We start from the raw sequence: 13,265 nt of genomic DNA, 5'->3' as shown, positions 1-13,265 counted from the left end.
GGCAGGCGTGCCGGCGCTCAGCTGCCGGCCCGCTCGCGCAGCAGAGCGATGTCGGCGGCCTGGCCCTCGGCGCCGCCCGGCGTCTCGACGATCGCCGGTGCGCCGGAGGCTCGGATGACCGCCACCACCAAGTCGGGGTCGATCTTGCCATTGCCGAGGTTGTCGTGTCGGTCGCGGCCCGAGTCGAAGGAGTCCTTGGAGTCGTTGGCGTGGATGAGGTCGATGCGGCCGGTGATCGCCTTCACCCTGTCCACAATGCCTAGCAGCTCCTCGCCGCCGGCGTGGGCGTGGCAGGTGTCGAGGCAGAAGCCGGCGCCGAACTCGCCGACGGCCTCCCAGAGGCGGGCCAGGTTGTCGAAGCGGCGGGCCATGGCATGGTCGCCGCCCGCCGTGTTCTCGATCAGGACGGGGAGGGGGAGGCCGCCCTCCTTCTCCGCATAGGCGAAGGTCTTGCGCCAGTTGTCGAAGCCCACCGCGACGTCGTCGCCGGCGTTGACGTGGCCGCCGTGGACGATCAGCGCGCGCGCTCCGATCGCCGCGGCCGCGCGGGCGTGGGTCAGCAGGAGCTTGCGGCTCGGGATGCGGATCCGATTGTTCAGCGTCGCGACATTGATCACATAGGGCGCGTGCACATAGATGTCCACATCGGACGCCTTGAGCTCGTCGGCGTCGGGCCGCGCGGCGGGCGACTTCCACCCCTGGGGGTCGGCCAGGAAGAACTGGACCGCGTCCGCCTGGCGGGCGGCAGCGGCGGCGAGGGGCTCGGCGGGGTCGACATGGGCTCCGATGCGCATGGGACCGAGCCTACGACGTGGGTACGACGCTCACCCGGCCTCGCCAGGTCGATACGAAAGCGTCACCACGTCGGACGAGGTGTCGTTATTCGACCGGATCAGTACAGACCGGGGAGATGGTTGCATGTCACGCCAAGTCCGACACCGGATGACCGGATGGGTCCTGGGCGGGTTCCTGCTCGGGGCGGCGGTGGTCACCACGGGCACGGCGAGCGCCGGGCAGATCGAGGCCGCGGGCCGCCAGGTCGTCTTCGGCAACGGCGGTGGCATGCTCGGACTCTCCTGCGAGTCCACGCCGTCGATCGAGTCGATGACCGTACCGGCGGAGAGCACCGTCAGGGTGGTCAATCGCACAGGCTACGGTGCGAAACTCATGCTCAACGGCTCGTCGAAGGGCACTGTCCCGGAGAACGGCGCGACCGAGGTGGTGTTCCGCCGCGGCACCACGGCGGTGATGCTCGACCCCAACTGCGCGGTCTCCGACCCGGCCACACCCGTGATGGTGACGGCGAGCCCCTCGGCCTCGGTGCCGGCGCTGCCCGCCCCGGAGCCCACGGACGACGACGCGGGCGCGCTGCCCACCACGCCGCCGAAATCCGACACGCCGACTGCTTCGGCCGTACCGGCGGGTGGTGCGCCTGCCGCCCGCCCGCAGCGTCCCGGCCGGGCCCGCCCCGCGACACCCCGGGCCGCCGGCCGCGAGTCCGCCTCCACGCGACACGCCGCGCCCTCACTGCCGTTGGGCGGCGTCGCGCATCCCGGCACCACGCGCGCAAAGACCAGGACCATCCCGGGTACGGCCGCCGCGGGCGCACCGGTCATCACCGAGCTCCCGAGCGGCGCGCCGGGGGTGTCGCCGGGCGTGGACGAGCCGGAGCTGGTGGACGTACGGGAAACGGGTGTGCCTGTGACGACGGAAGCCGCACCCGCGGCAGTCGCCGCCCCCGTGCACGAGGTCGCGGCCGCTGAGCCGGTCGCCGCGCTCAAGCCGATGCGCGAGTCGCGTCCGATCGGCCTGCTCGGCGTGGTCGCGGCGGTGTTCGCCGTCGGCGTGGGCGCGGCAGCAATTCGGGCATTTGTGTCGCAACGTGCATCTCGGGCGAACGTGGCGTAGACTATCGCTACAAGCTCCGCGGGGCGGCCGTTCCAACCTCATCGGTGTGGTCGTTCCTCCCCAGGTCCCACCCAGCGAATGCGGACCGGGCGCCCCGCGGCTCTCCAGGAGAGAACCCCGTCCCCGGACGGGGTTCTCTTTTTGGTTGCCTGGTCAGCCACGGGTATGCTTGCCCGGTTCGCAGGGTCGGACCGTGGGACATGGTGCCCGCGGTTTCTTTCTGCGAAGACACAAGACCTCCTGCCACGGAAATCCCGTGGCCGCTCAGCCCACAGGAGGTGAGAACGTCTTGCGTCATTACGAACTCATGGTGATCCTCGACCCTTCGCTCGAGGAGCGCACCGTCGCCCCGTCTCTCGACACGTACCTCAACGTGATCCGGACCGCGGGCGGCTCGGTGGAGAAGCTCGACGTCTGGGGCCGCCGGCGCCTGTCGTACGAGATCAACAAGAAGGCCGAGGGCATCTACGCCGTCGTCGACCTTCAGGCCACGCCCGAGGCCGTGGCGGAGCTGGACCGGCAGCTGCGGCTGAACGAGTCCATCCTGCGTACCAAGGTCATCCGGCCGGAGACCCGCTGACGCTTCGTTTTGTCGTAGGGGTCTGAGAACCTTTCCGACGAACGACGCCCAGCGGCGAGGAGAAGATCATGGCAGGAGAAACCACCATCACGGTCGTCGGCAACCTGACCGACGACCCTGAGCTGCGCTTCACCCCTTCGGGTGCGGCGGTCGCCAAGTTCCGCATCGCCTCGACGCCGCGGACCTTGGACCGGCAGTCCAACGAGTGGAAAGACGGCGAGCCACTCTTCCTCGCGTGCAACATCTGGCGTGACGCCGCCGAGCACGTCGCCGAGTCGCTGCAGCGTGGCGCTCGCGTGATCGTGCAGGGCCGGCTGCGCCAGCGGTCTTACGAGACCCGCGAGGGCGAGAAGCGCACCGTGTACGAGCTCGAGGTCGACGAGATCGGTCCGTCGCTGCGGTACGCCACGGCGAAGGTGCAGAAGATGAGCCGGTCCGGTGGCGGCGGAGGCGGCTTCGGCGGCGGCGGTGGTGGCGGCCGGCAGTCCGGCGGTGGCGGCGGAGGCGGCGGCAACTCGTCGAGCTTCGACGACCCGTGGGCGACGGCGGCACCGGCCGGGAACAGCCGCTCCGGCGGCGGAAGCTCCTCGTTCGACGACGAGCCACCCTTCTAAGCCCCACGCGGGACGCAGTGTGTCCCGCACCGGGCTCACCAAGCCCCACCGGGCTTCCCGAGTTCAGGAGTAAGAGCAATGGCCAAGGCTGCGGCGCTTCGCAAGCCGAAGAAGAAGGTGAACCCGCTCGACAAGGACGGGATCACCTACATCGACTACAAGGACACCGCCCTTCTGCGGAAGTTCATCTCCGACCGCGGCAAGATCCGCGCTCGCCGGGTCACGGGTGTGACCTCGCAGCAGCAGCGGCAGATCGCCCGTGCGGTGAAGAACGCCCGTGAGATGGCGCTCCTGCCGTACACCGCGACGGCTCGCTGAGGGGAGGCACCAAGATGAAGATCATCCTCACCCAGGAGGTGTCGGGCCTCGGCACCCCCGGCGACATCGTCGAGGTCAAGGACGGCTACGGCCGTAACTACCTGCTGCCGCAGGGCTTCGCGATCAAGTGGAGCAAGGGCGCCGAGAAGCAGGTCACGATCATCCGCCGGGCCCGCGAGGCCCGGGAGATCCGCGACCTGGGCCAGGCCAACGAGGTCAAGGGCCAGCTCGAGGGCATCAAGGTCACGCTGACCGCGCGCTCCGGCAACGGCGGCCGCCTGTTCGGCTCGATCACCCCGGCCGAGATCGTCGACGCCGTCAAGGCCGCCGGCGGTCCGTCCCTGGACCGGCGCCGCCTCGAGCTGCCGGCCCACATCAAGACCACGGGCTCCTACAAGGTCCAGGTCAAGCTGCACCCCGAGGTGACCGCCTCGTTCCCCGTGAACGTGGTCGCCGCGAAGTAAGGCTGTTTTCCGCTGTACGCGAGAGCGCGTCGCCCCCGAGGGGTGGCGCGCTTTTGTGTTGCCCGAGGCGTGGGGATGCGGCGCCGTGCTGGTGTGGCTTCGGCGCCTGATCGTCCGGCAGCGCCGCCTTCGTCGGGACTGGGACTTCCTGCTTTCGGGCCGGCGCGCATGCTCCGAGAGGCGGGTGCGGCGGGATTTGCTCGTCAGCTGAGTGATTGGCCGGTGATGGCCGAGGTCAACACCGTGGCGAGACCGCCGCCGACGACCGCGGAGGCGAGGCCGACGCTGGCTGCCTTCCAGGAGCCGCTCGCCCAGCGGAGGCCCACTGCCACGAGCATGCTCAGGACCAGCGAGAGCGCGAACTGAGGCGCCGCCTTGATCAGCGTGTCGACGGCCTGGCCCTGCTGGGCGCCGTTGACGATGAGCATGTACGCGACGAAGAGGACGACGGGGACTCCGTACCAGACAACGGTGTAACCCACCGCGGCGAGCGGGCCGCCGGTGTCCTCCGCGAGCTCCTCCTCGGGCTCGAGCAGGTCGTTCTGTCGCGCCGAGGCCGAGGTGAGCGTGCTCACAGGCCGCCGCTCGTAGGCACCGGTCGGCGACGTCATGACGGCCCCGCGCGGCGGCCACTCGGTGTCCGGCGGATCCTGCCAGCTCGGTCCCGTACGCGGCATCAGGCCCGTGGCAGCAGCCGCAGCCGGCGCAGCAGCCGCAGCCGGCTCCGGCGTCCGGGCTGCCGCGGCCGGCTCCTTGGACGGCGCGCGGAAGGGCACGAAGTCACTGGTCCCGAACCGGCGCGACTCACCCTCGGCGAGATTGCTCTCCGCCTTGAGCTCCCGGCGCCAGTCCGTCGTGTTGCCCTCGCGGTAGACGGCCGAACCCGGGCCGCCGTCCTCGCCGTTCCTGCCCCGGGCGGCCTGGTTGCGTTCGGCCTGCAGCCAGGGGGCCGGCTCGTCGGTGCGCTGGATGATCTCGGTGACGGCGTCGGTCGCCCGGGGCAGCGGCGGCTCGCCCTGCTCGGCGCGGAGCTGGTTGCGCCAGTTCTCGGCCTGCGCTTCGGCCTGGGCACCCGGGCGCCAGGATCCGGACTGGGTGTCGGTGCGCCAGGAGCCAGGGTCTGCCTGGGGGCGGTCCTCACGGCGGGCTGCCGGGGCGGAAGAGACCGGGCGTGTGGGTACGCCAGAGGTGGGCGCATCGGGCATGCCATCCGGCGCGCGATCCGAGATGCCATCGGGCAGGCCCGAGGTTGGGCGGTTGGGCATCCCGGAGATCGGGCGGTCCGGCATGCCGGAAACCGGGCGGCCGGGCATGCCGGAGACGGGGCGGCCGGGCATGCCGGAGACCGGACTGTTCGGGAGGCTCGAGGTGGGGCGAGCGGGGAAGCCGGGGTCGGGTCGGCCGCCCGGGGCGGGGGGCTTCTGCTCCCGGTCCTGCTCCCAGGACGATGCGGCGTAGCCATCGGGCGCGGTGGCATAGCCGTCGGGCCCGGTTGCGTTGCGGTCGGGCCCGGTTGTGTTGCGGTCGGACGGGCCGGCTTCGAGCTCGAAGGGGCGGCGGGTCTCGGGCGCGCGGCGGCGGCCTACGCGGGGATCTCTGTCACGCCGGACGTCGTCGCGCGGGGCATCGTCGCGCCAGTCGTCGGCTTGCTGCGCGTTGTCGCGCCAGTCGGTGGCTTGCTGGGCGTTGTCGCGCCAGTCGTCGGTTTGCGGGGCGTTGTCGCGGCGGGTTTCGGCACGCCGGGTTTCGTCGCGTGGGCCGGAGGGTGCGGGCTGACCGGATTCGATCGCCAGTGGGCCGCTCGGGGGCGGACCCTGGGCACGGCGACGGCGCCGGGGCCGTGGATCGCCTCGGTCGTCCTCGTCGTCTTCGTCGTCCTCGGCGGTGGCGCGGTGCCACTGGCCGGTGTCGGCGTCACGGAGCCAGACGTCCGACTCGTGATCCCGGTCCCACGCCGCCGTCTCGAGCTCGCGCTGCCAGCTGGTGTCGGGCTCGCGACGGCGCGCGTGCTCACGGCTGGGGTCGCGGCGGGGCGGCATGCCGACGCCACGCTGGGCGTCGAGGCCACGCCGCGGCTCGCGCTGAGTGTCGGGACCGCGTCGGGGCTCGCGCTGAGTGTCGGGACCGCGCCGCGGCTCGCGCTGCGTCTCGGGACCACGCTGGCGTCCGGGGCGGCGGTCTTCGTTGTCGCGCTGCCAGGCCTCCGCGTCGGGCCGGTCCTGCCACGACCGCGAGGTGGTGTCGCCACGCCAGGAGCCCGTGTCGGCCGGGCTCTGCGGAGCGCCAGCCTCCCGCCCGCGCCACGAGCCCGTGTCGGCCGGGCTTTGAGGTGTGCCGGGCCCGCGCCACGAGCCGGTGTCCGCGGGGCTCTGGGGTGTGCCGGGTCCGCGCCACGAGCCGGTGTCCGCCGGGTTGCGCGGGGCGCCGGACTCGAGCTCGCGCCCGCGTCGGCTGCCGTCCGCGGGGCCTTCCAGCTCGCGTCGGCGCCACGCGTCCGCCGGGCCCTGCGGCGCGCCGGACTCCAGCTCGCGGCCACGCCAGGAGCTGGGACTCTGCGGCGCACTGGGCTGCCGGCCGCGCCAGGAGCCGGTGTCGGAAGGACTCAGCGGCGCGCCCGGCTGGCGGCCGCGCCAGGAGCCGGTGTCGGACGGGTTCTGCGGTGCCCCGGACTCCAGCTCGCGCCGGCGCCACGATCCGGAGTCGGCTTCGTCCTGGCCGCGGCGCCAGGAGCCGGTGTCCGACAGACCCTGCTCGCGGCGCCACGAGCCCGTGTCCGGCCCCTGCTCGTCACGGCGCCAGGACTCCGGCGCCGACCGATCCTGATCACGCCGCCACGAGCCGGTGGTGGACGGGTCCTGGTCACGGCTCCAGGAACCGGTGTCGGAGACAGAGTCGCGGCGCCAGGAGCCGGTGTCCTCACGGTCGGAGCGCGAGCGCCGGCCGCCCGCGTCGCGGTCCCAGGAGCCGGTGTCGGTGCGGCCGTCGGACGGCGTGCGCGGCTGCAGGGGCAGCGGGATGACGCCGGTCTCCGTGGCGCTCTGGGCCCACGGGTCGACGGGCGGCGCCGGATCGGGGTCGCGCCGCCACGGGCCGGTGTCGCCCCAGCCCGGGTCGCGGGACTGGTCGCCGCTGCGCCAGCCGTCGGCGGCACCCGAGGGCGCTGGCGGGGCGTCGGCGCGCCAGCTCTCCGCGGGGCCGGCGGGGTCGCTGCCACGCCAGCGGTCGGCGCGGCGCTGCCCGCCACGGGACTCGTCGGCGCTGCGCCAGCTCTCCGAGGCCGAGGCGGTGCCCGGCCAGCTCTCCGAGGCCGAGGCGGTGCCCGGCCGGCTCTCCGGAGCGGGGCTCTGCCAGCTGCCCGAGGTCGGCCGGCTTTCGGAAGCAGGACTCTGCCAGCTGCCCGAGGTCGGGTTCGGCCGGCCTTCGGAGGCGGGGCTCTGCCAGCTGTCGGTGGTCGTACTCATCCGCCAGCTGTCGGACGGCTCATCGGTGCCGCGGCGCCGGCGGTCGGCAGGGTCGTCGCGGCGGTCGGTGGGCTCCGGCGAGGTGCGCCAGCGGTCGGCCGGGTCGGTGCTGTCACGGCGCCAGCTGCCGGTGTCGGACAACGGGTCCTGATATGCGGGGATGCTGCCCGTGTCGGTGTGGCCGGCCCAGTTGTCCGCGTCGGAACGGGTGCTCCAGCCCGTACCCCCGGCGGTCCTGGATCCTGGCTCCGGGGCCCGGCGGCGGCCCGCCGAGCGCGACCCGGCATCGAGGCCGGCCTGCCCCGCGGCCGACTCGCGGCGCCACTGCGCGCGGTCGTCCTCGCGAACGTAGTGCCGGCCGTCATCGGCCCAGGACGGCTGCTGCGGCGTGTCGGTGGTGGACTGCCAGCTCGGCCGGGAGTCCCAGGACGGGCGCTCCTGCCCGCTCGGCAGACCCGACGCCGGCGCCGGGCTCTGCCAACTCGGCGTCGGATCCGGCGTACGCCGCCAGCTCGGCGTCTCCTCCCCCCGAGCCCGGCCCGTCGCGTCGCCGGGCTCGGCCGGGCTCTGCCAGCTCGGGGTCGGGTCGGCGGGCCGGCGCCAGCTCGGCGTGGTGTCGTCGGAGGCGGGACGGCCGAGCGAGTCGGCGGCCGACTGCCAGCTCGGGGTCGTCTCGCTCGCCTCGCGCTGCCAGCTCGGCGTCGCCTCCTGTCGCCAGCTGGGTGTGGCGTCGGGCGCGCTCTGCCGCCAGCTGGGCGTGGCGGCGTCGGGCTGCCAGCTGGGTGTGGCGTCGGTCTCGGGAGTCGGCCACGCGGTGCCGGAGATCGCGGGAAGGCGGCTAGGCGGGTCGGTCGCCGCGGCGCCGGGCGGGGGCGGCGGCGGAAACGCCTCGGCCTCCTGCCCGGCCTGCCACGCCTCGGTGGTCGTGCGCCAGCCCGAGGTGCCCGAGGCGGAGCGCCACTCCGTGGTCTGACGCCAGCGGCCGGTCTCGCTCGTCGCCCGCCACTCCGACGTCGACGTGCGCCAACCGAAGCCCTCCGCGGGGATCGCCGGGCGGCCGGTGGCGGCAACCTCGGACCACCTGCTGACCGTGCCGGAGCTGGAGCGCTCGACGGCCTGGTCCTCATTCTGCGCCCAAGCCTCGGCGCGCAACGACCACGCGACGGCCTCGGGAATGGGCTGCATGCTGCCGGTGTCGGTCACCGAGCCGGTGCCCCAGATCGGCGCGCCGGGCTCGTTGGCTCCGGGAGAATCGGGACTTTCCGGGCGCTGAGAGGGTGACCAAGGGTCCGCTGCGCTCCTCTCGCGCGGCAGGCGGGCGCCGTAGTCCCACTCCCGTTGGTCCACCTGGAAAGCGTGACGTGCCTTTCCCGGTTCTGCAACGCCCAGACGCGATGGCTTCGTCACGGGCCGCACCTTTTTGTTCTCTCCACATGCTGGGGACGACAAAACCGCAGCTCAGAGGGGTACGCCACGGAGCGTCCCCAGGAGTTATACACAGCCTGTGCACAGGGCTGCACACAGGCGCGGCCACGTTGTCCACAGGTTGTCCCGAGCGCTGTCCACCGCGCCGTTTGGGCCGATGACGTGCGGCTTCGTATCGTTAGCCGCGCCGGATCACGCCCACGGGCCGATCCGGGCAGGTCACAGCGACGATCGGCGGGGGCGCCGAGAAATCTCGTGGCCTGGATCACTCGCTCGGGGGTGTCGTCACCCGAAAGTGTCGTACCCGCGTTGTTTGATCTACTCGGGGCTTCGCTTCGTCTCCGTCAGGGGCGGCCGGTGATCGGCCCGCGTCCCCCGGGGCGCGGTGCTCGGTCCGCACCCGCCGGTCGCGGGGGTGCGGGTGTGGTGCGGGCTCCGTGGGTGGGGGTCCGGTTCGTGCCCGATCGGGTGCGGGCACGGGGAAGGGCAGGAGGGAGAGGTCGGGGTGTCAATCACCGATGACGCGCGGCCGGAGGCCCGCTCGCAGTCCAACGGCAAGCCGCCGGGTCAGGGGCAGGGCCAGCCGCCGCGGGAGGGCGGTGGCTTCGACAAGACCCCGCCCCAGGACATCGCGGCCGAGCAGAGCGTTCTGGGCGGCATGCTGCTGTCCAAGGACGCCATCGCCGACGTGGTCGAGATCCTCAAGACCCACGACTTCTACCGCCCCAACCACTCGACGATCTTCGACGTCATCCTCGACCTCTACGGCCGCGGCGAGCCGGCCGACGCCGTGACGGTGGCCGCCGCCCTGGTCGACTCCGGCGAGCTCCAGCGCATCGGCGGCGTGCCCTATCTGCACACCCTGGTCGAGAGCGTCCCCACCGCGGCCAACGCCTCCTATTACGCCCGCATCGTCTCCGAGCGCGCGATCCTGCGCCGCCTGGTCGAGGCGGGCACCAAGATCGTCCAACTGGGCTACGGCGCCGGCGGCAACGGCGGCCGCGACGTCGACGACATCGTCGACCTGGCCTCACAAGCCATCTACGACGTCACCGAGAAGCGTGTCAACGAGGACTACGCGGCGCTCGGCGACATGCTCCAGCCCACCCTCGACGAGATCGAAGCCGTCGGCGCGACGGGCGGCCAGATGACCGGCGTCCCCACCGGCTTCGCCGACCTCGACCGCCTGCTCAACGGCCTCCACCCCGGCCAGCTGATCATCGTCGCCGGCCGCCCCGGCCTCGGCAAGTCGACCGCCAGCATGGACTTCGCCCGCAACGCCGCCATCCGCAGCAACTGCGCCAGCGCCATCTTCTCCCTGGAGATGAGCAAGATCGAGATGGTCATGCGACTGCTCTCGGCGGAAGCCCGCGTCCCCCTGCACACCCTGCGCTCCGGCCAGCTCTCCGACGACGACTGGACCAAGCTCGCCCGCCGCATGGGCGAGATCAGCGAGGCGCCCATCTTCGTCGACGACACCCCCAACATGAACCTCATGGAGATCCGGGCCAAGGCCCGCCGCCTCAAGCAGCGCCACAACCTCAAGCTACTCGTGATCGACTATCTCCAGCTGATGAGCTCCCCGAAAAAGACCGAGAGCCGTCAGCAGGAGGTCTCGGAGCTCTCCCGTGGCCTCAAGCTGCTCGCCAAGGAGATCGAGTGCCCGGTCATCGGCGTCAGCCAGCTGAACCGAGGCCCCGAGCAGCGCACCGACAAGCGTCCCCAGCTCTCCGACCTGCGTGAGTCCGGCTCCATCGAGCAGGACGCCGACGTCGTCATCCTCCTGCACCGCGACGACTACTACGACAAGGAATCCCCCCGGGCCGGCGAAGCCGACTTCATCGTCGCCAAGCACCGAAACGGCGCCACCGACACCATCACCGTCGCGGCGCAGCTCCACCTGTCCCGCTTCGTCGACATGGCGGTGGTCTGAGCCCCCGCCGCGTGGGCCGGACTCAGTCCTCGAGCACGTAGCCGTTCCACTTGTCCCGGTCGGTCTCGTAGATCAACGTGCCGGCCGGGAAGTCGTACGGAGCAGCATCGGGCAGGACGGCTCGGATCAGCTCGTCGTCACGGCGAACCTGGATCGCGGCCATCCCCAGCCGAGCCACCGCGGCGAAGATGTGATCGGCCGCAGCTGCCTCGAGGCCATCTGCGTGGGCGCCGGCCAGCCACAGGCGGATCTCGACGTTGTACGCGTCCATGGCCTCGTACTCGCCCTCTGGCCGGAACGGCCGCTCGGACTCGTGGGCCAGAACAGGTCCACCGAAGCTGGCTTCTTCCCGCCAAGCCTCGTCGGGCAGCAGTTCGGACGGCCGCACCAACAGCCAGGTGCCGCCGTCCGCCGCTTCCGTCCAGCCGTCGACGAGGGCGGCCACCAGGCCTGCCACCTCGGCCGGCTGCTTGTCAGTCCGTACGAAGATCTGCTCACGTACTGACACTGATCTCTCCCGTGTCGCCCCGCCATGTGACCCAGCCGCCGTTGTCGGCGAAGACGATTATCCGGTGCTCCGGCCGTACCAGGTGACCGCTGCTCCGCCAGAATCCCAGTGCTCGGCGAACGCCTCGTACAGCATCGTCGATCGGCAGGTGCTCGTCGCGTCCGTCCACAACCGCCACCGCTATCCGCGGGTCCTGGCTGAAGGCCGAGCGCAACGGCCGCTCGACCTTGCGTGAGAGGTCGCGCCGTGATTCCTGCCCCAGGGCCGGTGGAGTGAGTCGCTTGAAATCACCGTAAGAACCCTGATCGGCCGGATGTTCGCGCATCAGGAAGTCGGGATTGCCGAAACCGTCGGCCCGGCTGTGATTCCACTGCAGGGCCCGGACGTCGTACCGGCGACCCAGCACGAGGGCGGAACCGATCTCTTCCTTGCGTTCGTAGTCGTGGAGGTAATGGGCGCTGATCTCGAAGGCGTTGCCCACGGTCCCGCGGGTCTGGCCGAGGCGGGTGTTGAGGCGGATCGTCGTGCCCTTGTCGGTCGGAATCAGCTCGAAGGAGCCGCCGTCCGGTTCTCCGGCGGGCCCCAGTCCCAGCCGTTCCGCTCCCCCTCCTCGAACATCGCCGTCAGGGTCTCCTCGCTCGGCAGCGGCATCGACAAGGTCAGCAGCGCTGTCTCCTCCGCCGTCTTCCGATCGATCGGCCGGCTCCGGTCCTGGTACTCCGGGTCGTAGAGGTACGCCCCCGCCACCGCCGGTGCGTAGATCCACGCCTGCCGTGGGACGCTCCACAGCACTGCCCGAAGCGGGTGTGTCACTTGGACCTCGTAGGCGATCACGCTGGTCACCGCGTTCGTCCCGTCGGCCTTCATGATCGTCTGATAGCCGAACTCCGGCATGGTTCCCACCCCTCCGCGTCTCGTGCGGGAAAACGTCCGCTCGGGTCAGAGCATGGCGCGCCAATACGTCGTCGAAGCCGGCGCCCTCGTCGTGCAGGGCCTTGAGGTAGGCGCTCCACTCCGCGGGCCGTGCGGCGACCCACTGCGCGAACGTCGAATTCACGTTTTTCGTGATCGTCAGCCGCCGCAGCTGATCCGGCTGGTGTCCCGCCATGTCCAGCTCTTTGTTGACAGCGACTATTCGGAGGAAGGCATCGACACGCGCGGCATACGGGATGGTCGGCAATCGGAGGACCTCGTACCAGCGATGGGTACGTTCCCCGGCGGACCAGGATAAAGCTGTCGGGAACTGCACTTCGAACGCGAAGTCGGAAGCGTTGACGACCGTGGCGTTCAGTCCGTTGTGCCGCCCGTGACCTTGCCAGAAGTTCACGAGGCGGGTCGTCCGGTAACGCAGCCGGCCGAGCAGTTCGATCCCGCCTTCCACCGCGTTGCCGTACCCCTTCTCGGGCATTCTGATCGCGAAGCGCACGCGATCCTTCGCTGCCGCCAGGAAGGTGCCGGGCGCGGGACGCTCGGTCGCTTGCAGGGTGGCGTAGGCCCGGGCCAATGACCGGGCTGACTTGACGAGTCGCTCGGTGCCGACCAGTTCGATGTCGCCACCGAGCGCAGAAGTCACTGTGCCCATCTCACGCAGCAGGTGCTTCGCGGTCTTGGTGGCTTTGCGCGTGGAGGCGTCCAGTTGGTCGCGAAACTCTCCGTCGAGCGACTGAAGGAGACGGTCCTCCATGGCCTGCACGTCGATGTCGACGGCGCTCATCGAGGCTGTGGTGGGGATGGACGGATCGGCTCCGGGGTGGGTTCCCGGTGCCGTGGGGGTCTGCGGGGCCGGGGGCGAGGTGCGGGGGTGCCACCAGCCGTCGGGTTTGCCGGGGAAGGGGAGGGGGCGGCCCTGGGCGTCGACGACCAGGGCGTCGAGGGCGACGAGGTTGGCTGGGTCGGGGATGCCCTGGTGGCCGTAGAGGGAGGTGCCGGGGGTGGCGACCAGGCCGGACTGGGGGTCGACGAAGAGGATTTCGCCGTGGTGGTTGACGGCGGCCCAGGCGTGGGAGGAGCCGCTTTCCCAGAGGTTCATGAGGAAGGCGAAGGAGCCGTGGCCG

At 71.6% G+C, this 13,265-nt stretch carries 10 protein-coding genes; 6 read left to right on the top strand and 4 right to left on the bottom strand.

Annotated features, from left to right (window positions below):
• Positions 1 to 17: 17 nt before the first annotated feature.
• The gene (locus RBH18_RS23815; protein ID WP_306211476.1) at positions 18 to 794 is read right to left on the bottom strand and encodes a deoxyribonuclease IV; all 777 of its coding nucleotides are present in this window, start codon (positions 792 to 794) and stop codon (positions 18 to 20) included.
• Positions 795 to 918: 124 nt separating this feature from the next.
• On the opposite strand from RBH18_RS23815, the gene RBH18_RS23810 reads away from it, so the two are divergent.
• The 5 genes from RBH18_RS23810 (at position 919) to rplI (ending at position 3,884) form a co-directional block, all read left to right on the top strand.
• Entirely contained in the window at positions 919 to 1,908 is a 990-nt protein-coding gene (locus tag RBH18_RS23810) for a hypothetical protein (RefSeq protein WP_306211474.1), read from the top strand.
• Positions 1,909 to 2,197: 289 nt separating this feature from the next.
• Positions 2,198 to 2,488 (top strand): 30S ribosomal protein S6, encoded by a 291-nt coding sequence (rpsF, locus tag RBH18_RS23805; protein WP_225254282.1) that lies wholly within the window; start codon positions 2,198 to 2,200, stop codon positions 2,486 to 2,488.
• Between the two features lie 68 nt (positions 2,489 to 2,556).
• Positions 2,557 to 3,102: a single-stranded DNA-binding protein gene (locus tag RBH18_RS23800; protein ID WP_306211471.1), complete on the top strand. Its 546-nt coding sequence runs from the start codon at positions 2,557 to 2,559 to the stop codon at positions 3,100 to 3,102.
• A gap of 78 nt (positions 3,103 to 3,180) precedes the next feature.
• Positions 3,181 to 3,420: a 30S ribosomal protein S18 gene (rpsR, locus tag RBH18_RS23795; protein ID WP_007073789.1), complete on the top strand. Its 240-nt coding sequence runs from the start codon at positions 3,181 to 3,183 to the stop codon at positions 3,418 to 3,420.
• Between the two features lie 14 nt (positions 3,421 to 3,434).
• Positions 3,435 to 3,884, top strand: coding sequence for a 50S ribosomal protein L9 (gene rplI, locus RBH18_RS23790; protein ID WP_305788453.1), 450 nt, complete (start codon positions 3,435 to 3,437; stop codon positions 3,882 to 3,884).
• Between the two features lie 203 nt (positions 3,885 to 4,087).
• Here rplI and RBH18_RS23785 read toward each other — a convergent pair whose 3' ends face one another.
• Complete coding sequence (locus tag RBH18_RS23785; protein WP_306211372.1) at positions 4,088 to 8,530, bottom strand: hypothetical protein; 4,443 nt, start codon at positions 8,528 to 8,530, stop codon at positions 4,088 to 4,090.
• Positions 8,531 to 9,275: 745 nt separating this feature from the next.
• On the opposite strand from RBH18_RS23785, the gene dnaB reads away from it, so the two are divergent.
• A complete protein-coding gene (gene dnaB, locus RBH18_RS23780) occupies positions 9,276 to 10,703 on the top strand; it encodes a replicative DNA helicase (protein WP_306211370.1) in 1,428 nt (475 codons plus the stop codon).
• Between the two features lie 22 nt (positions 10,704 to 10,725).
• Here dnaB and RBH18_RS23775 read toward each other — a convergent pair whose 3' ends face one another.
• Both RBH18_RS23775 and RBH18_RS23770 read right to left on the bottom strand, forming a co-directional pair.
• Positions 10,726 to 11,148 (bottom strand): hypothetical protein, encoded by a 423-nt coding sequence (locus tag RBH18_RS23775; RefSeq protein ID WP_306211368.1) that lies wholly within the window; start codon positions 11,146 to 11,148, stop codon positions 10,726 to 10,728.
• 49 nt (positions 11,149 to 11,197) lie between these two features.
• Positions 11,198 to 13,265: toxin glutamine deamidase domain-containing protein (locus tag RBH18_RS23770; protein WP_306211366.1), on the bottom strand; the 2,068-nt coding region annotated here is incomplete at its 5' end.

Source organism: Actinoplanes oryzae, from assembly GCF_030757795.1.
GTDB lineage: Bacteria > Actinomycetota > Actinomycetes > Mycobacteriales > Micromonosporaceae > Actinoplanes.
The sequence above is the reverse complement of the archived record's forward strand: the minus strand, read 5'-3'. Positions and strand labels throughout refer to the sequence as shown.